General features: G+C 46.2%; 15 protein-coding genes. 9 read left to right on the top strand and 6 right to left on the bottom strand.

What is annotated here, in order from left to right; all coding sequences use genetic code 11:
• Positions 1–172: 172 nt before the first annotated feature.
• The 4 genes from D0T87_RS22125 to dut all read right to left on the bottom strand — a co-directional run bounded on the left by D0T87_RS22125 (position 173) and on the right by dut (position 4,789).
• Positions 173–1,429: a murein hydrolase activator EnvC gene (locus D0T87_RS22125; protein WP_370526959.1), complete on the bottom strand. Its 1,257-nt coding sequence runs from the start codon at positions 1,427–1,429 to the stop codon at positions 173–175.
• The gene (locus D0T87_RS22120; RefSeq protein WP_163178153.1) at positions 1,423–2,370 is read right to left on the bottom strand and encodes a DUF4292 domain-containing protein; all 948 of its coding nucleotides are present in this window, start codon (positions 2,368–2,370) and stop codon (positions 1,423–1,425) included. The genes D0T87_RS22125 and D0T87_RS22120 overlap by 7 nt, the downstream gene beginning before the upstream one ends.
• Positions 2,360–4,135 (bottom strand): lipopolysaccharide assembly protein LapB, encoded by a 1,776-nt coding sequence (locus D0T87_RS22115; protein ID WP_163178151.1) that lies wholly within the window; start codon positions 4,133–4,135, stop codon positions 2,360–2,362. The genes D0T87_RS22120 and D0T87_RS22115 overlap by 11 nt, the downstream gene beginning before the upstream one ends.
• 222 nt (positions 4,136–4,357) lie before the next feature.
• A complete protein-coding gene (gene dut / locus D0T87_RS22110) occupies positions 4,358–4,789 on the bottom strand; it encodes a dUTP diphosphatase (RefSeq protein WP_163178150.1) in 432 nt (143 codons plus the stop codon).
• A gap of 228 nt (positions 4,790–5,017) precedes the next feature.
• On the opposite strand from dut, the gene D0T87_RS22105 reads away from it, so the two are divergent.
• Complete coding sequence (locus D0T87_RS22105) at positions 5,018–6,343, top strand: deoxyguanosinetriphosphate triphosphohydrolase (protein WP_163178148.1); 1,326 nt, start codon at positions 5,018–5,020, stop codon at positions 6,341–6,343.
• Between the two features lie 124 nt (positions 6,344–6,467).
• On the opposite strand, the gene D0T87_RS22100 is transcribed toward D0T87_RS22105, so the two are convergent.
• Positions 6,468–7,460, bottom strand: coding sequence for a GNAT family N-acetyltransferase (locus D0T87_RS22100; RefSeq protein WP_163178146.1), 993 nt, complete (start codon positions 7,458–7,460; stop codon positions 6,468–6,470).
• A 5-nt stretch (positions 7,461–7,465) separates the two neighbouring features.
• On the bottom strand, positions 7,466–8,314 hold the full coding sequence (locus tag D0T87_RS22095; protein ID WP_163178144.1) for a 1-acyl-sn-glycerol-3-phosphate acyltransferase: 849 nt from the start codon (positions 8,312–8,314) through the stop codon (positions 7,466–7,468).
• Between the two features lie 602 nt (positions 8,315–8,916).
• Between D0T87_RS22095 and D0T87_RS22090 the strand changes: the two genes are divergently transcribed.
• The 8 genes from D0T87_RS22090 (at position 8,917) to D0T87_RS22055 (ending at position 20,145) form a co-directional block, all read left to right on the top strand.
• A complete protein-coding gene (locus D0T87_RS22090; RefSeq protein ID WP_163178142.1) occupies positions 8,917–9,876 on the top strand; it encodes a Lin1244/Lin1753 domain-containing protein in 960 nt (319 codons plus the stop codon).
• A 203-nt stretch (positions 9,877–10,079) separates the two neighbouring features.
• Positions 10,080–11,903, top strand: a complete 1,824-nt coding sequence (locus tag D0T87_RS22085; RefSeq protein WP_163178140.1) for a bifunctional DNA primase/helicase — start codon at positions 10,080–10,082, stop codon at positions 11,901–11,903.
• Positions 11,904–12,074: 171 nt separating this feature from the next.
• Positions 12,075–12,323 (top strand): DUF4248 domain-containing protein, encoded by a 249-nt coding sequence (locus D0T87_RS22080; RefSeq protein WP_163178138.1) that lies wholly within the window; start codon positions 12,075–12,077, stop codon positions 12,321–12,323.
• Between the two features lie 230 nt (positions 12,324–12,553).
• Positions 12,554–13,054, top strand: a complete 501-nt coding sequence (locus tag D0T87_RS22075) for a DNA-binding protein (RefSeq protein WP_163178136.1) — start codon at positions 12,554–12,556, stop codon at positions 13,052–13,054.
• 162 nt (positions 13,055–13,216) lie between these two features.
• On the top strand, positions 13,217–13,315 hold the full coding sequence (locus D0T87_RS22070) for a smalltalk protein (RefSeq protein ID WP_163171953.1): 99 nt from the start codon (positions 13,217–13,219) through the stop codon (positions 13,313–13,315).
• Positions 13,316–13,409: 94 nt separating this feature from the next.
• Complete coding sequence (locus D0T87_RS22065) at positions 13,410–16,304, top strand: hypothetical protein (protein WP_163178134.1); 2,895 nt, start codon at positions 13,410–13,412, stop codon at positions 16,302–16,304.
• A 15-nt stretch (positions 16,305–16,319) separates the two neighbouring features.
• The gene (locus D0T87_RS22060) at positions 16,320–19,610 is read left to right on the top strand and encodes a DUF6443 domain-containing protein (protein ID WP_163178132.1); all 3,291 of its coding nucleotides are present in this window, start codon (positions 16,320–16,322) and stop codon (positions 19,608–19,610) included.
• A gap of 52 nt (positions 19,611–19,662) precedes the next feature.
• Positions 19,663–20,145 carry a hypothetical protein gene (locus tag D0T87_RS22055; protein ID WP_163178130.1) on the top strand — a complete coding sequence of 161 codons (483 nt, stop codon included), beginning with the start codon at positions 19,663–19,665 and terminating at the stop codon, positions 20,143–20,145.
• The last annotated feature ends 210 nt before the right edge of the window (positions 20,146–20,355 follow it).

Below are 20,355 nucleotides of genomic sequence, written 5' to 3'. Positions count from 1 at the left end.
TACCTGCGGCATCGTATCCCCCGCTGGCGGGGGCAGGGGGTGGATATTGTCATTACAAATAGTTCTATATTTTAATATAGTGGCGACTCGCAATGACGAAGTGGGTTTACCAACCTATGACACACCCTCCTACAGTAATGCGGCATCGAAACCTGGGTGCGGCACCTTGCCGCTACTTATTCAACCAGGGTTCAGGGTTTAGCTGCTCACGTTCCTTGCGCAATTGAAAATGTAAGATCGTGCGGTTATTATCTGTTTTATCAGAGAAGATAGTACCCAGGCTATCTCCGGTTTTGACCTTCGTTCCCTTTTTCACCGAAGCAGAAGACAAGTTACAATAAACAGATATATAATTCCCGTGCCTTACAAGGATATTAGTCAGACCACTTACCTCAAAAACAGCCGTTACCTCCCCATCGAATATAGCACGCGCCTGTGCTCCCGGACGAGCCTGTATATCAATCCCTTTATTATCTAGTTTTACATTACGCAAGCCCTGCACATTATACTGTCCATATCCGTTGACCACCATATAAGCACCAGTCACCGGAACAGGGAGCTTCCCCCGGTTATTGGCAAAACTACCCGAAAGCTCGCGATCTGCCTTACTTAATGTGAAAGCCTTAGAAGAAGCAGATTTAGTATCCACAGGTTTCCCCGTGCGACGTGCCTCAGCTTCGGCAGCTTTACGGGATTTCTCGATTTCATCGGCAATTAGCTTATCAATCCGTGCATTCAACTTGTTGGCCTCGCGGCGTTTCTTATCCAGTTCTCCCTGAAGCGTTTTTTGTTTCTTCTGTAAAGCCGTAAGCAGGTTCTTCTTCACCTGTTCTTCTGTTTCCAAACGTTTACGCTCCTCTTCGCGCTCTTTCAGCAACTCCTCTTTTGCTTTCTTGGTATCTTGCAGTTCGGCACGCTTCTTTTTAACTTCTTCTTGTTTAACCAGGATTTCCTCGCCCTGCAAGCGTTGGTAAGTGGCATACTCATTTACGTAACGCAGACGGCGATAGGTTTGCGTCAGGGTCTTTGCCGAGAACACAAAAAGCAGCTTCTCCTCTACCGTCCGGTTTTTATAGAGATACTGTATGGAGGCTTCATATTTCTTCTTTCTATCGAGTAGACTTTCCTCCAACCGGACCAGATCGCGCTCTATGAGGTTGAGTTGCCGGTTGATAGTTTCCATATCGTTATTGATATACTCGATGTAGCGTTTACGTTCGGTGATTTGCCCGGTAATGGTGTTCAGGCTATTGAGTTGGCTGGTGACGTCGTTCCTTGCAGAGCGAACGAGTGATTCGGATTCGCGGATTTGCTTCTGTAGGGCCGCACGCTTGCTTTCCAACTCTTTTATTACGCTATTGGTTTGCGCAAAAAGAGTGGTTAGGAAACACAGGCATAAGGACAAACCTACAAGAAACCGTTTCATAATTTCTCCAGCATTTTTAATATATCGCTCAACCCGATTTCCTCGTAACGAGTAGGGATAGGGGTTGGGCTTAGCGTTTGCTTATCTACAGATAAACGGGATAGCTCCAATGTTGTTCGGCTAGGATCTTTCTTTTTCCCCACAAGGATGGTCATCTCCGATGGGAAAGTTGTTTCTCCTACAGCCACAAAGTTAGCATATTTCCATTGTAAACCATACTGTGAGGAGTGAGTTTCTATCGAACTACCTATCAGGCGGTTGGTTTGCATGGAAGTCAGGAAGGAATAGTTGAACTCGCGCGACTTGCGGGAGAGTTGTACTTCATCATCCTTTTCGAGTTTCGCGGAGAAGGATGAATAATCTTTCCGTGTCAGGTTGTACTTACCTGGTAAGAAGATAGTATTGGAGAAAAGAGACTGCAACATCGGGAAGTCCACCTCGGTATGGAATACTTCGCGCAACTCGCCCACGGGTACGGAGGCGTAACGCTTGTTCATACGGTCAATAACGAGTATATATTCGGGTGAGATTTCTATCCGGGCGGCTTCGGTACGGATGATGGGAAGAAGCAAGGAAATCTGTATCAACTGGTCGCGCTGCATCTTTAGGGTACCATTCAGTGTATATTCTCCTTTTTTGAGAGGGATGGTCATGCGCAAACGAGAGGAGAAAGAGTCAAAGACAGGGGTGTTACCGATTACGGCTTCCATCTGCTCCTCGCCAGTCAGCCGTGCACCGGTTTCGGTTTGGAGCACCATTTTACCCGACTTACAGGATGCAAGAAGGAGTAAGAGTAAGAGAAACAACAACCTCACAGCCTCACCCCGACCTTCTCCAAAGGAGAGGATGAAGGGGTTACACCTTGCGGCATGTGCAACTGTAACTTCCGCCTCCCTCTCCTTTGGAGAGGGTTGGGGTGAGGCTGTGGGTACTTTAATTCTCATCCGGTATATACTTTTTCTTTTTTATCTTCTGTTCCAATGTTTTCGACTCGCTGCCTTTCTCCTTGGCTTGCAACCAAAGTTTGACGGCCCCATCTACATCGCCGTTCATAAAATAAATATCTCCGGCATGTTCGATGATGACGTCGCTTGCTTCGGCGTCACTCTTCAATGCATCGTCGATGAAAAGGCGTGCTTGCACATAGTCGCCCTTCTCGAAAAGAATCCAGGCATAGGTGTCGAGGTAGGTGGAGTTATTGGGTTCGGCTTTGACGGTTTTGTAGCTCATTTCCTCGGCGCGGTCGAGGTCGCGGCGTTCGAGAGAGAGGTAATAGGCGTAGTTGTTCAACGCTCCGATATTGGATGGGTTGTAAACCAATGCAGAATCATAAGCGGCGTAGGCTTCCTTCATCTGTTTGCGGGTATGCTGAATGTCGCCGATCATGCTGTAAAAGTCAGAAATAACGGCTTTATCGGTTTGATCGGTCACATGTTGCAAGGCTTCGGTGTAGGTGGCTAGTGCCTCTTCGTATTGTTTTTCCTGGTAGTAGGCAATGCCCAGGTAGAAGTAGAATTCGATGGTTTCGGGGGAGACTTCGGTACCGGTCTTACAGATGCGTATCACCCATGCATAGTCGTTCTTGCGGATGGCCGTACCGAGAAGTGTCATTCGGGCCGCGGTGTTTGTGGGGTCCAGACTGAGGATATGCTCCAGTACGGGAACGGTTTGATCTTCCATTTTCTTGGAGATGAGGTACTGGGTGTAGAGCATCGGGATTTCTGTGTCTTCGGAGTCCTGCTCGATAAGGCGTTCGAACATGGATATGATTTCGGTACTGTCCTTACGCGACTGGGCATCGCCAACGATGAACTGGCGCATCAGGCTGAGTTTCAGGTCGGTGCCTACTTCTTTATTCAGCAGAATGGTGTCTAACTGCTGGTAGTAAAGTTCTTTTTCGTTGATGGCATCGTAGTAGGTGGCCAGGGATATTTGCGCCAGTGGGTTGTTGGGTTCACGCGCCAGGGCTTTTTTATATATCTCGTAGGCTTCTTCTTTTTTACCGTTTTGCAGATATACATCTCCCTGAACGGTGAGGTAGCGCATATCCAGCGGGTATTCTTTGACTAGGTTGTCTATCTCTTCGAAGGCTTTCTTGTCGTCTTTCATCTGCAAATAGATACGGAACTTCTCGAGACTGATCTGCTCGTTCTTGCCTATCGCGTTTTCTATGCGATTGAGGGTGGAGATCATTTTCTCGTAGTTTTGTTGTTTGCCATACAGTTCCATCAAGGCGAACAGGGGTTCTTGTTTTGCAGGGAAACGGACAACCATGGACTCCAGAAGTGCGATGGATTCGTCTGTTTTTTCTTGTTGCTGGTAGAAGCTGGCAAGGGCCTGGCTGTACCAGTAGTTGTTGGGGGCGTAGGTGGCGGCTCTCTTGAGGGATTCGAGTCCTAGTTCGGGTTGTCCCAGATGTTGATAGTACTGGGATATTTCGTATAGGGCGGAAGGGGCATTCGGGTCTATCTCGAGGCAGCGCTTGTAGAGTTCGAAGGCTGCGTCGTACTCATTCTGTGCCCGCATGCGGGTAGCTTCCAGAAAGAAATATTCGTATTTACGCTGCTGCTCGGGGGTGAGTTGCTGACGCACAACGGTGTTTACCTCTTGCGACTTCACTGCTTTGCGCGAGGAAGTACAGGAGATAAATGTGCCTGCAAGTACGAGAAGCAAGGCAGCGGTAAGGGTTTGTATGTGGTATTGTTTCATTTCTTTCTTATTGGTTTATTCATTTCTGAATGGTTATGATGTAAATGATTTACTGTAGGGGCGGTTCGCGAACCGCCCGAAAATGGTTTCCTGTGTATTCTGTGCATTGGGCGGATCGCGAACCGCCCCTACAGTTAACCATTTACTTTTAATTCATTTCCAATCCGTTATACACACCAAAAGCTATAACCTGGCTGGGGTTCCCGACCCCCGGCTTGCCACTTAGCGCCCTGTGTGACCAAAGCCTCCGGCTCCGCGTTCGGTATCGTCGAGAGATTCTACCGGTTCCCATTCGGCTTGTTCGTGGCTGGCGATGATCATTTGTGCAATGCGTTCGCCATCTTCAATAACAAATGTTTCGGAAGAAAGGTTAATCAGGATAACACAAACTTCTCCGCGGTAGTCGGCATCGACGGTTCCGGGCGAGTTCAATACGGTGATTCCTTTTTTGATGGCAAGTCCGCTTCGTGGGCGTACCTGCGCTTCATATCCCGGGGGCACGGCGATGTACAAACCTGTCGGAACAAGGCAACGTTGTAGCGGCTCCAGCGCAATCGGTTCGGAGAGATTGGCACGAAGGTCGACCCCTGCCGATAGTTTGGTTGCATACTCGGGTAGCGGATGTTTCGATTTGTTTATAACCTGTATCTTCATAATGAATCTGTTTACTATATTAATGTGCGAAAATAGACATTTTACCCCTATTTTTCATACATTTGCGCTTAATAAGTTGAAAGTTGAAAGTTGAAAATTGAAAGTTTAACTTAAAATTAGGATTTGTATTAAGTTTTAAATTAAGCTTTTAGTCAAACTTTAAACAATTCTGCGGCTATTCCGCATGGTAACTTTCAACTTTCAATTTTCAACTTTCAACTAAATAAAATGGATTGGAGAAAACTTATATCCGCCCAGCGATTCGGCATGGAGGACTTGAACCTGCATCGGCAGGAGAACCGTTCGGAGTTTCAGCGCGATTATGACAGACTTATTTTCTCGGCTCCTTTCCGCCGGTTACAGAATAAAACACAGGTGTTCCCGCTGCCGGGGAGTGTATTCGTGCATAACCGGCTGACGCATAGTCTGGAGGTTTCTTGTGTGGGTCGCTCGTTGGGGAATGATGTGGCCACGGCTATTCTTCAGCGGCAACCGGAGTTGGTGGATTCTTTTTTGCCGGAGATCGGTTCCATTGTCTCGGCTGCTTGCCTGGCACACGATTTGGGGAATCCGCCTTTCGGGCATTCGGGGGAGCGTTCTATTTCCACGTATTTCTCGGAGGGAAATGGCTCTGAGCTTAAAGGCGAGCTATCGGAGGAGCAGTGGTCGGATTTTATTCACTTCGAAGGGAACGCGAATGCTTTCCGCTTGCTTACGCATCAGTTTGAGGGGCGACGGAAGGGCGGGTTTGCGATGACGTACTCCACGCTGGCTTCTATTGTAAAATATCCGTATGCATCGAGCATGGCGGGCAAGAAGGGGAAGTTTGGCTTTTTTATGAGCGAAGAAGAGGGCTTCCGACAGATAGCCGACAGGTTGGGGATGAAGAAGCTAAGCGATAATCCGCTGAGGTATGTACGCCATCCGTTGGTGTACCTGGTGGAGGCGGCGGACGATATCTGTTATCAGGTGATGGACCTTGAGGATGCGCATAAGTTGAAAATCATTACTACGGAGGAAACGATCAATCTGCTTATTTCTTACTTCGACGAGGCCAGGCAGTTGAAGATGCGGGAGACGTTTAAGCGGGTGAGTGACACGAATGAACAGATTGCGTATCTGCGGTCGTCGGTGATTGGATTGCTGATCAGGGAGTGTACGCAGGTTTTCCTGGATAATGAGGAGCGGATTCTGGAAGGGGAGTTCGAGGGTGCACTCATCAAGCATATTTGCCCGAGGGCACGGGCGGCGTATAGGTATTGCGAGGAGATATCGGTTAAGAAGATTTATCGCTCGCGCGATGTGTTGGATATTGAGTTGGCGGGTTTCCATGTGATCAGTACGCTGCTGGATTTGATGATCAACGCGGTGAAGTCGCCGGAGAAGGCGTACTCGCGGTTGCTTATCGACCGGATGTCGGATCAGTATAGCGTTCATGCACCGGGGCTGTACGAAAGGATTCAGGCGGTGATTGATTATATATCGGGCATGACGGATGTGTATGCGCTCGATTTATATAGAAAGATAAAGGGCAATAGTCTGCCCGCAGTGTAGGCCCCGAGGCGGCGGCAAGGTGCCGCACCCAGGTTTCCATGCGGGTAGTATGTTCTTTTAGTGCTGCATAGAACTCCCCTCCTGCGGATTAACACAAGCTAAACCTGGCAGCGGCACCTTGCCGCTATTCGTCGGTTCGTTTATAGAAAACTTTGTTTGCTCCGGAGGTGATTTTGCAGTCGTGCGGATCGTTCTTTACGAAAGATTCGATGTGGCGCATGCGTTTATCTTCCAGTATTTCGTCGACTGCGATGAGTATTCCGGTTTCTTCGACATCGCCAAAGCCGTAGTTGATGGCTGTGCCGAACATGCGCATGGTTGGACTAAGGCTCATGTAGGCATTGACCAGCGGGGGGATGTTGTAGCCTAGTTTGCGGATTTCTGTATTCAGTATGCGGTAATCTTCTTTAAATGTATCTTTATTGAACAACTCTGCGAGCGTGGTTGTATCGGATTCCATGACGAGCGGACGCAGTGGGGTGATCAGGTTGTCTTTATCGCCGAAATGCTTCCAGAGGAAGTAGAGGATCATGTCGCGGCCTTGTGGGTGGTAGCTCGGATACATGGTTACTTTGCCGAAGAAGTACTTCACGTTGGGCATCAGCACGGTCAGCGCCCCCAGCCCGTCCCACAGGTTGTCGAGTGCAAAGAGGGCTTTGCTGCCGGCGCGGGTGGATTGGTATTCGAGGGTGACGAAGGAGCGTCCTAGTTCGATGGTGACGGGAAGGTATTCTTTATTGAATTGTTCGGAGAAGCTGAACATGTGGCTGGTGGCGAGGATGGGGTGCCCGTTCTGGTCGAAGCGTACGTCTGTTCCGAGGATGTAGCGGTATCCGCCCAGGATGTCTTCGGCTTCGGGGTTCCAGACGATGAGCTGTTTGTACGGGTCGTCCATCGTATCGTATTCGTCCCAATCGTATGCTCTGCCGGTACCGCCGCCTGCGGCACGAAAGGCGATTTCTCTCAAGCGCCCTATTTCTAACATGGTGTTCGGCGAGTCCTGATAGGTAATAATGTAGATTTGATTATTACTTTTGTTGGTCATGCGTAACCGTTTTTCTTCGGTCAGCTCTGCCTTAATCAGCTCTTTGTCTACCGGTGCGATAATATCTTCCATATCTGTCATTTCTCTTTTTGCGACAATGCGTCGCGCCCAAGTTTATACACTTCCTCCTTTACATACTCGGCCCACGCGGCCGGAGTTTTCGATTTATCAAAGGTTTGCCAAGGTATAGGTTTGCCAAAAGTGACGGTAAAGGTCTTATGGCGATTTTTAAACATCTCGTCGGCCAGGTAAAGCATGGCGATGTTCACTTTAATGCCCAGTGCTTTACATAGGTTGGCGAGGTTGTAAAAGAAATCGGAGTTTCGTCCGCCGAAATGAACGGGTACGACGTCTCTCTGATTCTGAATGCTTTTTACTATAAATGTCTTCGACCATTTGAGGTCGCGGATTACTCCTTTCTGGCGGCGCGAACAGAGTCCGGCCGGAAACATGATCAGCTGGTCGGGGCCTTTGAATCCGGCTTCGACCATCATCGGAAAGTCTTTGTTTTGCTTTCCGGTTTTATTGATGGGGATGCACAGCGGTGCCAGTCCCCGGAGGTTCATCAGCAGGTCGTTGACGAGGTATTTCACCCGTCCGTCGAAGTGCCGGCCCAGAATGTAGCCCAGTGCCACTCCGTCTTGTCCGCCCAGCGGATGGTTGGACACGAAGGTGTAGAGGCCGTCCTGGGGCAGGTTTTCCAGTCCGCGGACGTCGAGCTTCATGTCCAGAAAGTCAACGGATGCTTTTAAAAAGTCGACGCCGATCTCGTCTTTCGACTCTTCCAGAAATACGTTGATCTCTTTCTGATGGATGATTCGCTTCAGGTAGGAGATTACGAATCTTGGGATATATTTGTAGTGCTTCGGAGCTTTCTGCCGAAGTATTTTATCTACATCTATCAGGAACAAAGAGTCGTTTGCCATTACTTTCTATAAAAACAATTCTGCAAAATTAAGTTATCTTTTTAATTTATTGCAAGAAAAAAGATAAAAATACAAATACGACGCGGAAGGTTGGTGGATTTTTAGGGCGCATCGGGGGTGAATTGCAGGGGGAATGGGGGAATGGGGTGGGTGTTTCTGTTGGGTCTTGATGTATTTCTGGATGGTTTTGATTAGTTTTGGTGTATTTCTAATTAGTTATGAATGTAAATGATTAGCTGTAGGGGCGGTTCGCGAACCGCCCGAAAATTGTTTCCTGTGTATTCTGGGCATTGGGCGGTTCGCGAACCGCCCCTACAGTAAATCACTCCTTTCCCTCCCGTTATAAGTTAAACCTTTTAGTTCCCGAATTACAAATCAGCCCTTCCTTTTTACTACAAGCCCCATGAATACTACCACACAGAGTAATATTACTAATATTTAACTACCCGAATTCCGTTAAATATATTTAAATGCTAAACATTTCGCATCATCATTCGTAGTATATCCAAATATTGTAGTACATTTGCAGTGTGATTAATGAGTAAGCAAAAGCATGCCGTTGATCTGAGAACGATAACATAATAACAATCAAACACCAAATTATGAAAGCAAAACTGTACTTCCCATTCGAAGTAAACATGATTAACGGAAGCAAAGTAGCCGAGTTAATTGAAACACAAGGAGCGAAAGGCTTTGGAGTGTATATCCTGATATTGATCGAGTTGCGAAACAGCGTAAATTACCAGTGCAGTCCGAGTGCCATAAAAGGAATGGCAAGAAGGTGCAAAATCAGCCAGAAGACACTCAAAAGGGTGCTTTACGATTCGGGACTGTTCGAATTCGACCTACAACAGGAAGGGGAGATTATCTCTGCACCTTACATGGACCGGGCGATGGGTGCATACGAGGAAAAGATCCGGAAGAACGCAAGAGCAGGTAAGAAGAATGCGGACAAAGCCAAACGAAATGCAAGGGGGCAATTCACCATCGGCGATGGATCAATAGAAGAGAATAGAATAGAAAAGAATAAAACTACTACTTCTACTACTAACGTAGTAGAAGAGAAGCAGGAGCAGCAGATGGTTTTTAATTCGGATATAAATGCCGGCACTAATACTACCGATACTACAAATATTGCCGGTGCCGGACTCGAATCGTGGGAGACGTATCTCGACCTCGCCACCCAGGACAAAGAGTGGATGACTATACTGGCAATGAACTCCGGCATCAGCAAGCTGTTTTTAAAATATCAGGAAAGAATCATTGAAGCCTTCCGGAAGCACGTACGCTTGCAAGGCAGCGGAAGCAGTCAGCAGTCAGTAGGAGATATCAAGGCGTATTTTGCCAACTTTATGCGTCCGGGCACACCCACCCATAGCCGCGTAGCCGGCCTGCTCGCCCTGCTCGATGATGTGCATAACCGCGCCGGCTGCAACCCGTACGAAACCTTCGACGCGCAGACAGGCAAACGAAGTTATTACGGCAACCCCATACCCGCCGACGCACCCCCACGACCCAACGATAACGCCGTATGGAGCCCCCAAGAAAACCAATGGATCTAGCCCCGAGGCGGGGCGGCCAGTGGCGGCAAGCCGCGCTGCGCTGTAGGGAGAAATAGCCTCACCAACCGCGGGAAATAACTTCACGCCCGGCGGGAAAGTATCTTAAACATCATGAGAAAGTACTTTAAGGTGAACAAGAAACCGTCTTGTTTGGCCACAGCTATGCTCTTTTTTAACGAATAACCAATAAAAAAACACTCAAAATGATAAACTTTAGCAAATTCAACATCAATACCAACGGACGCACCAGCGGACGAATGAAAACCCACTGTCCGCAATGCCACGACCGACGCCGGGACAAGCGCGACCGGTCGCTCAGCGTCAACCTCGACACCGGACTCTTCTATTGCCACTACTGCAACTGGAAAGGCTGCGGCCTCGAGGGCGGCCTCGAGGCGAGGCGGCCAGGTTTCCATGCGGAACGGTCGGGTTCTCGTGCGCAGCGCGGCTTGCCGCCACTGGCCGGGGCGCCTCGCCCCCAACCCGCCGTCTTGGACGACCAAATCGTGCAGTGGTTCCAGAAAGAGCGCAACATCCCCGCCAGCACGCTGATCGCCGCCGGCGTCACCTCCTCCGAGCAGTACATGCCGCAAACGGGGCGGAAGGAACTTTGCATCTGCTTCAACTACCACGAGGGCGGACGGGTGGTGAACACGAAGTTCCGCGACTTGAACAAAAACTTCAAGCTCGTCAGCGGAGCCGAACTCATTCCCTACAACCTCGACAGCATTCTGGGCCAGCCCACGTGCACGATCGTTGAAGGCGAAATGGACGCCCTGGCCTGCATCACGGCCGGAATCACCGAAGTCGTATCCGTGCCCGGCGGTGCCAACTGCAACCTCTCGTGGATGGACCGCTTCGTCGACTCGCACTTTGCCGACAAACAAGCCATCTACATCTGCGTCGACACCGACCGCAAGGGTCAGCAGCTGCGCGACGAACTCCTCCGCCGCCTCGGCCCCGAGCGCTGCCGCATCGTCGACCTCTCGCCCGCCAAAGATGCCAACGAAGTACTCCTCCTCGACGGTGGTGCCGAGATGCTCCGTGCAGCCTTCGCCGCCGCCCCCGAAACCCCACTCGAAGGCGTCTACACCGCCGAAGACCTGGAAGATGAAGTCCGCACGCTCTTCGAAAACGGACTCGGCAGCGGTGCCGACACGGGCTGGCGGAACCTCGACCAGATCTGCACCTTCGAACTCGGCCGCCTCGCCGTCGTCACCGGTATCCCCGGCGCCGGCAAGTCCGAATTCGTCGACGAACTCGTTCTCCGCCTCAACCTCCGCCACCACTGGCGCGCCGCCTACTTCAGTCCCGAAAACATGCCGATGGCCTACCACATACATAAACTGGCCGAAAAGCTCACCGGATCGCCCTTCCGCAAGGGCCTGCTCTCCGACACGCAATTCCGCGCCACGCTAGACTACCTCAACCAAAACATCTGCTCCATTCTGCCCCAGGACGATTTTACGGCCCGGAACATCCTCGCCACCGCCCGCCAACTAGTCTACCGCCGCGGCATCCGCCTCTTCGTGCTCGACCCGGTGAACTGCATCGACCACGACATCCCCTCCGGACAGTCCGAAACGCAATACATGAACGCCTTCCTCAGCCGCCTCGCCGTCTTTGCCCGCCGCCACCGCTGCCTCGTCATCCTCGTCGCCCACCCCCGCAAGATGCAGCGCGAACCCGGCATGAAGCGCATCGCCACACCCGACATGTACGACATCAACGGCTCCGCCGCCTTCTACAACAAAGCCGATTTCGGGCTAATCGTCGAACGCAACCGCGAAGCCAAAGTCACCCGCCTGCACGTCCAGAAAGTCAAGTTCCGGCACCTCGGACAAGGCGGCACCGCCACCTACGTCTTCAACGCCAGCAACGGCCGCTTCACCGAGTGCGACGAGAAACCAGGACTAACACCCGATAGTATCGAATTCCACCCCCACCCGTTCGATAACAGCAGCTGGCTCCAAGAAGATGTGCAAGAACCGGATGCCTTCCAGGGAGCCGGGGAGAGTGAGCTTTAGGCAAGTAAAATGAGATGGAAATAAATGAAACTACAGCCTCACCCCAGCCCTCTCCAAAGGAGAGGGGGAATAGGAGTTACAGCTAGCGCACGGAACTGCGCAGCCATCTCCCTCTCCTTTGGAGAGGGCTGGGGTGAGGCTGTACCCCCCCCAAAAAAAAATCAAACGCTTATGAAAACAGAATCGAAAGACAGGTCCGCAGACCACACATTCATACACCGCCCTTACAACAAAACCGAACTGGCGCAACTGTACATGCCAAACTACATCAGGAAAGTAGCCCTACGCAAGTTCAATCACTGGCTACGCCATAGTCCACAGCTATGGGAAAGCCTGCAAGCCCAAGGATTCAACATCACCTCGCGCGATCTCACCTACGAGCAGGTACAGACTATTATAGATCACCTGGGAGTACCTTAACCCGGAAGGAAGCGCACAATTAAGACAGTTTAACAGTCCGGTTCCCTTCCGGAACTTGAGCGGAACTTGAGCGGAACTCTGCCCATCCGCAATACTCTATCTTTGTAGTACAAACAGGAAAGGAGTGCACCCCGAACCTCGAGAGTCTGCTCGAACAACCGACAGCCTCTACACAGTGAACATTAAATTATTTATTATCTAACAAATTAAAAAAAAGGAGGAACCAACATATGGCCATACCTGTAATGCGTTACCAACGCAACAAAATCATGAGCGACCCCGCGTCGCAAGTACTTAACTATCTTAAAGTCGTGCCCGGACATGCGAGGCTATACACCATCAAAGACGTGGCCGAGGAAACCGAAGCCATCGGTGGCATGAGCGCCGAAGACGTAACCCACGTCATGAAGTCGTTCATTCGCTCCCTGCGCAAGATCCTTGTCAAGGGCGACAAAGTAAAGATCGACGACCTGGGCATCTTCTATACTACTTTCAACTGCGAAGGTACGGAAGATGAAAAGGACTGCACCGTCAAAAACATCCGCAAAGTCAACGTGCGCTTTGCCGTAGACAACACCCTTCGTCTTGTGAACGATAGCACCGCCACCACCCGCGGCGCAGCAAACAACGTGGAGTTCTATGTGAAAAGCGACGTGTCAGCAACCGGAAACACCAACGGCGATAACGGCGGAGACGACGGCGGCGGCGAAGTGATAGACCCAGGATTCTAGCCCCGAGGCGGGGCGCCCAGGTTTCCATGCGGGGCGGCAAGGTACCGCAGCCAGGTTTTGATGTCGACTAAAAGGCTTGGCTGCGATACCCCGCCACAAGTAAAACGAGTAATAAATCAGGCACCGGCATCTTGCCGGTCAGCCACAAAACAAACAAACGATATGAGTAAGCAAAAAACATGGGATGTAATCCTGAAAGTAATCATCGCAGCCATTAGTGCACTGGCAGGTGCATTGGGTGCAAGTGCGATGACGTTGTAGAGTGAATTAATGAGACTGGGAAGGCTTTTCTTTTTCCAATGAACTGCCTTCCCACCAACTCTAAATAAAGTAAGAATTAATAAATATTATAAAGATGAATACAATACATTTCATTTCAAAAAAATATGTGCTACTAGCACTTTTACTGGCCATTAGCTTTTCCATAAAAGCACAATCTAAAGAATCCGATGCAGCCGGATACCTACACAGCTCCAACATCGGAGTTTCCACACCACAAACAGCCGACTTCATGCGATACGGCAATCTGGATGTGGAGCATTACAACGGACTGTTGAACCTCGAAATACCATTGGATGGTTACAAAGATAACGATTTCGACCTGCCTATGTCCCTCAAATACGTATCAACCGGCTTTATACCTTCTAAAAGACCATCTGTAGTAGGTTATAACTGGTTACTCAAATTTGGCGGCGTCATAACAAGAACCGTACAAGGCAGTCCGGACGACACCAGAGGTAACCCTAACAGGGAGTACAGGCGTTATATGAAAGATGGCTTTTTAGCAGCTATCAGAAACAGAACCTATACAGGTGCGACAGAAAGTTATCTAACTAATTTCAACATGCCCGAATCTTCCACATCAGGATACATACGGGGCGATGTTTACCATGACTTTGAACCGGATATCTTCCAATTCTCTTTTGGCAAACATTCAGGACGTTTTATTATTGGGAATAACACATTACCGATCTGCCTGGATGGCGAAGGATATAAGATAGACATAAGTGGATTATCCATTCAATCAAACAGTTATACTAACGCCCCAAACAATTCCACGATAACCATCACTACTCCAGATGGCTATATCTATGAGTTTGGAGGAAATACGACATATCTGGAGTATTTCTTACCGAATGAAACAGAATTAATAGCCAATGGTTTATATGCTCCAACAAGGCATATTACAGCATGGCATCTGAATACGATAACAGCTCCGAATAAACGTAGAGCCTCTTTCCAATATGAAAGTAAACTGCAACCGACTTATTATAACTATTTTCAGACAACCCGCTCGCTTAATGGAGGAATAAATCCGTCTCAAAGAAAAGCTGTTATAAAAGAATCAACATTAACCCCAATACTCAAAAAAGTACTATTTGACAATGGAACGGACATTATATTTACAACACAAGATAAAAGCACATTCTTCACTGCATATGACAATTCCATTGCCTATTCAAAAATATCTTGTACACATTCGGGAACGATAAAAGAAACCTCGTTCAACTACACATCTAATGGAAAGTATTTCTTTTTGAATCGGATAACCCAAAATGATGAAGTTCATACATTACATTATGACTTATCATTTACAGCCCCTGACCCTTTAACTTTTTCTTTGGATCATTGGGGATTCTGGAATGGAGGTAATACATCCCTTCCCGAAGACGTATTTCTTTATGGTCTCACGATTGATGAAAGCAAAAATACCTCCTCCGAAAAACCATATGCAGGTTCCTTAAAGTCCATTACATATCCAACGGGAGGCAAGACAGAAATTAGCTATGAACAAAACAAATACAATTCATACTCTAATTATGATGGAACAAGGATGATATTGCTTACTGGAATTGAGTGTGGAGGGATCAGGGTCAAATCTATTCAAGACTACGATGGGATAGATCAAAATAAATATTACTCCTCCAGACAGTTCGAATATAAAATCCCAAATAGTATGGGAAGTGGGGTAATTGGCCTTAAACCCCAATATATAACTAAGGAAAGCTGGAGAATGACAAATGATGGAACAGTTCGTCACCAAGAAGATGTAAGTTGCAATTCATTAGGGAGAAATGAAAATATAAATGAATACCATATCGGATATAGTGATGTTATTGAACGATTTTCCGACAATAGTTATATACATTATTCCTTTTCATCTCGCGTAGATATGAAAAATACGAATACAGGAACGACATATAGTCTTTATCATGGGGCACTTCACGGGTTAAGCCAGTCGACGGACTCTGAAATACGTAAAAAGGGAGATCTATACAGAACGAATGATCTATCTCATTTCCGTGGAAAATTACTCGAAAAAAAATATTATAACGCATCGGGTGCTAAAGTTCGTCTAGAAAAATATACCTACAATAAATCCCAAGCCGAAAGCAGATATAATGTATCTGTAGCATCATTGCCTAGAGGGAAGTGTTCCTATAGAATATACCTGACACCCTGTTTGCTGATAAAGAAAGAGCTAACAGATGCCAATGGAGTTGTCCAGACAATAGATTATCAATACAACAACTATTCACTGATCTCACAAGAGAAAACTACGAATAGCGACAGTAAAGAATTTATTACCAAATACAGTTATTCCACAGATTACTCCTACAGCATATTAGGGCCCGGTGAAAAACTTTTATTCGATAAGAACATATTGAGCAAACCTTTGACTATCGAAAAACTTACTCCAATAAATAGTAGCACCAATAAAACACTAGAATCTTTACGATTCACTTATAAAGTAGAATCTTATTTACCCGTTTTAGATAACGTCAAACGACTCAATGGTTCAGTCTGGAAAACAATCATAGAATACCCTCGCTATGACAGTTACGGAAATCCGATACATATCATAGAAAATGGGGCATTACAGAGTGTCTATTTGTGGAGTTATAGAGGCCAACAGCTAGTCGCCCAAATTGCAAATGCATCGTATACCGAGGTAAGCAATATAGCGCAATACACAGGATTAAATCTAAGTACATTAACAACCTCCAGTATACCATCAGACAACGATCTGAGCAAGCTAAACACACTTCGCACCTCCATACCCAAGGCGCAGGTTACAACCTACAAGTACAAGCCTTTGATTGGCATAGAAACAATTACAGATCCTCGTGGCTTTAGCACATATTACGACTATGACACCTCCAATCGGTTGAAGGAAGTTTATATCAAAAAAACAAATGGTGTAAAAGAGATACTAGAGTCTTATAAATACAATTATGTAAACAGATAAAAAAAGAATATGATTATGAAAAAAAGAATATTATTTATATTATTCATGTTATTGTCTTTCATAGGCAATACATACGGACAGAGCTTTAATCCCAATCTGAGCACAAATAGAAACTATGTGCTGACGATTACTCCTCAGGTGGAATCGACCAATGCAGACGGATTAGCAGCACATCAGGCACTACGAACTGTTCAGTATTTTGACGGACTGGGACGCCCTGTACAAACCGCACAAATACAGGCTAGTCCCAATAAAGCCAACCTTGTTACCTATCAAGAATATGATGCCAATGGCCGCACAGCTAATGCTTGGATTCCCGTAGTGGCAACCAGCAATAATGGCTCATTCGTATCATTAGGCAATGTAATGAGTAAATCGCTCTCCACATACAGGAATGATGCGAAAGCCCATACAAAAACAGCTTACGAACTCTCACCACTCAACCGGGTAATTGAGCAATACGGCCCGGGGCAAGACTGGCAGAACAATGAGAAGAAAGTACAAACTGCATACTTAACCAATAACACCACCTACCCCTGCAAATTATATCAGACCACAGATAATCTGGCCACAGTCAGCATATCCAGAGTAAGTAATACAACTAATTATACAGCGAATCAACTGTATGTAACCCGACAGATGGATGAAGATGGAAATATCTCCTATGAGTTCAAAGATAAACTCGGGCACGTAGTACTTACCAGGCAGATGGACGGAACAGACGCCCATGATACCTATTACATCTATGATAGCTATGACAATCTACGAGCTGTCCTGCCCCCCTTGGCAGCAGATAACCTGAGTGCCGGCACATGGAACGACAGCACTACCTACCTGCAGCAGTATGCCTATTTGTACAAATATGACGACTACAAGCGGTGTATTGCCAAGAAACTTCCGGGAGCAGAATGGATATATTATATTTATGATAAAACAGACCGTCTGATCTTTACACAAGATGGCGAACAGTACCCACATGGCGAATGGACATTCAGCATTCCAGATGACCTGGGAAGAACGGTACTAACTGGGACGTGTAAGAATACATTCAACTATCAGAATAACCCATTGGAAAATATTGTAATGAAAGCTACTTGGGCAGGAACAAGTGGAGCATACAAAGGATACAACATTTCTGGTATGCCCCCCGCCTCACCTGTCAAAATATTGTCAGCCCAATACTATGATAGCTACGACTTCATGACTTTATCCGGGTTTTCTGCACTAGAATATATAACACCCGAAAGTATATTCGGAACACGTTACACCGAAAGCTATAAATCCCTGTTGACCGGAACTTACTTTGCAGAAGCTGGCAACGGAAGCGAACAGATTTGCTCAGCCCTATATTATGACTATCGGGGAAGATTGGTTCAATCGCAAGCAACGAATCATTTGGCAGGAAAAGATTCAGAATTCATCGGCTATAATTTCGGTGGACAACCTGAGAAAAGAAAAGCAGTACATACCGCATTAGGTGCCACACAAACCCAATTGTACACTTATATATACGACCATGCAGGGCGACTGGAAAAGGTAACGTATAAATTAAATTCCAATACCCCTGTTACTCTGGCAGAGTACGCGTATGATAATTTAGGTAGAATGCAAAACAAAAAAGTACATACTACCGGTTCTGTAAACGCGCTATCATACGCCTACAATGTGCGCTCCTGGTTAACGGGGATTGTTGGTACTAACTATACTCAGTATCTATATTATAACACTGGTGATGGTGCACCCCGATACAATGGCAACATCAGTTCCATGACCTGGCGGACAACAACAGATAATGCCCAGAGGTATAAGTTTACTTACGATAAGCTGAACAGGATGACAGATGCCATATATGGACGCGGAATATACTTTAATGAAATTGTTGATTACCCCAACGAATACAATAATACGGTGTCTTACGACAAGCATGGTAATATAACACGCCAGATACGTGGTGGGGATGACTTGAGTATAAATCATACTGGCAATCAAATTACCACAGCGGGTAATAGCAGTTTCTCGTACAATAGAAACGGTAGCATGACCAAAGATACAGGTAAAGGAATTATGACAATTGAATATAATTCATTAAATTTGCCTAAGAAGGTTATCTGGAGTAGTAGCAAGTACACGGAATATCTGTATGATGCCTCAGGCAGGAAACTGCAAACAAAGCATGTCAATGGTGCTACTACCTTGACTACGGATTACTGTGGCAGTGTGATCTATGAAAACAGGGCGCTTAAGAGAATACTTAACGAAGAAGGATATGTTACGCTTTCGGGTACCACTCCATCGTACTATTACTATCTAAAGGATCATTTGGGTAACAATCGGGTTGTGGCACAAAGTACCGGAACACCCGAACAAAAGAGTAGTTACTATCCGTTTGGAAGTACATTCAAAACATCAGGCGAAAATGCGCAGCCATATAAGTTTGGCGGGAAAGAACTGGATGGTAATACGCAGTGGCATGACTTTGAGGCAAGGAATTATGATGACAGGTTAAGCAGGTTCACAACAATGGACGCGATGGCGGAGAAGTATTATGCGATTAGTCCGTATGCGTATTGTGCGAATAATCCGATGAGGTATGTGGATCCAACAGGTATGGTTCTTACTAGTCCAGATGACATCATGGTAAATACAGAAAATAAAGCCATAGATGTATTCAAAACCCAAGACGCATATGATCGGATTTTTATAGATAGAACTGATCCTATAATAACCGAAAAAGGATTTCTTGATTTACAGGCCGCAGAAAGCAGAGGCTATAAAGTTCGTCATTTAAAGGGGGCTGGATTTGATATTACAGACACAGGCTTAGCACTTTTAGGAGGCGAATTAGCTTTCGCTAAATTAGGTGGTTGGCTTGGCCAAACATTTGGTAAAATATTCTCGTCTGGTAAGAATTCTACTATAGTGACAAAAATGTTAACAAATAGCATCGAAATTGAAAATGCTGTATGGGCACAGAAAACATTTAATCATGCATTTAGCGGAAGTGGTAACTTTGCTGGTGAAACAATTAGTAGTCTGGCGAAATCTTTAATGAATGGTACTCGAACAGTAGCAGATGTTCCAATAGATGTTGTAGTAAGAAATGGACAAACATTTATCCTAAACACTCGTTCTTCGGTTGCATTAATGGAAGCAGGTGTTGCTCGAAGTTCTTGGAATGTGGTAAATCGAACGGGACAAGAAATGTTTGAAAAGATGCTCAGCGATCAACTTACAAGAAATGGATTAATAAATGGTACAAATATTATAAAACAATCAAAGGCATCTATTCTTTATATGGGTAAATAATAATCTTTTTATTCACAGCTAATTTATGAATTATAATAATAAAATAATAAACATGAAATTATTAGAAATAGAAAAAGAAATTCGGATTGACACAGGGGCTCCAATGCCTACAATTATCTCGACAGACAATGAATTATATCTTTCTTTTTATGTTGATAAAACGTTTGATGACCTACATCAACGGGATATAGGTTCTGACACAGGGATTGTTTCAATGGTTTTTAATCGCTGCTTAAAATACACCTTTGGAGTTCCTGATAATGAAACAATTGATGGACATCCATACAGGAAGTTAGGGTTGGAATCCTATGCTTTTTACGAACTGAAAGGCTCTAACATAATAAAAGAGCTACAAGATATGAGTAAAGTTCACCCCTATTACAATCCAAAGAAATGGGAAAATTACAAACATTATATCATAACATTCCATGATAACATGTTTGAATGTGTTGCAGAAGGTTTCAAAATTGAAAAAACAGAGACATCTATGCATAATCAAATTATATCTATTTGGGAGAAAATATCACCATTGTAATTTGATATGATTTTCCACTATTGTCTTACACTGAAAAAGCTGACTATTGCATAGCTACTCTTAAAGTAAATTTATATTAAGCAGCTACCACATATTAAAAAATGGTAGCTGCTCCTGAGTTTGGCGCTTTTCTCTCATTCAAATTCGTTTCCACTGACATTCAGTGAGTTATAATTTATTTGTATTCAAATAGGGTGTCCCATCTGTGTG

Source organism: Bacteroides sp. 51, from assembly GCF_010500965.1.
Classification (GTDB): domain Bacteria; phylum Bacteroidota; class Bacteroidia; order Bacteroidales; family Bacteroidaceae; genus Bacteroides.
The sequence above is the reverse complement of the archived record's forward strand: the minus strand, read 5'-3'. Positions and strand labels throughout refer to the sequence as shown.

What these genes read in the sequence shown, in the direction of transcription:
- D0T87_RS22070 (WP_163171953.1), top strand. Translation starts at nt 13,217, where the DNA reads ATGAGTAAGCAAAAAACATGGGATGTAATCCTGAAAGTAATCATCGCA.
- D0T87_RS22080 (WP_163178138.1), top strand. Translation starts at nt 12,075, where the DNA reads ATGAAAACAGAATCGAAAGACAGGTCCGCAGACCACACATTCATACAC.
- D0T87_RS22085 (WP_163178140.1), top strand. Translation starts at nt 10,080, where the DNA reads ATGATAAACTTTAGCAAATTCAACATCAATACCAACGGACGCACCAGC.
- D0T87_RS22055 (WP_163178130.1), top strand. Translation starts at nt 19,663, where the DNA reads ATGAAATTATTAGAAATAGAAAAAGAAATTCGGATTGACACAGGGGCT.
- D0T87_RS22090 (WP_163178142.1), top strand. Translation starts at nt 8,917, where the DNA reads ATGAAAGCAAAACTGTACTTCCCATTCGAAGTAAACATGATTAACGGA.
- D0T87_RS22075 (WP_163178136.1), top strand. Translation starts at nt 12,554, where the DNA reads ATGGCCATACCTGTAATGCGTTACCAACGCAACAAAATCATGAGCGAC.
- D0T87_RS22065 (WP_163178134.1), top strand. Translation starts at nt 13,410, where the DNA reads ATGAATACAATACATTTCATTTCAAAAAAATATGTGCTACTAGCACTT.
- D0T87_RS22115 (WP_163178151.1), bottom strand. Translation starts at nt 4,135, where the DNA reads ATGAAACAATACCACATACAAACCCTTACCGCTGCCTTGCTTCTCGTA.
- D0T87_RS22105 (WP_163178148.1), top strand. Translation starts at nt 5,018, where the DNA reads ATGGATTGGAGAAAACTTATATCCGCCCAGCGATTCGGCATGGAGGAC.
- D0T87_RS22060 (WP_163178132.1), top strand. Translation starts at nt 16,320, where the DNA reads ATGAAAAAAAGAATATTATTTATATTATTCATGTTATTGTCTTTCATA.
- D0T87_RS22100 (WP_163178146.1), bottom strand. Translation starts at nt 7,460, where the DNA reads ATGGAAGATATTATCGCACCGGTAGACAAAGAGCTGATTAAGGCAGAG.
- dut (WP_163178150.1), bottom strand. Translation starts at nt 4,789, where the DNA reads ATGAAGATACAGGTTATAAACAAATCGAAACATCCGCTACCCGAGTAT.
- D0T87_RS22095 (WP_163178144.1), bottom strand. Translation starts at nt 8,314, where the DNA reads ATGGCAAACGACTCTTTGTTCCTGATAGATGTAGATAAAATACTTCGG.
- D0T87_RS22120 (WP_163178153.1), bottom strand. Translation starts at nt 2,370, where the DNA reads ATGAGAATTAAAGTACCCACAGCCTCACCCCAACCCTCTCCAAAGGAG.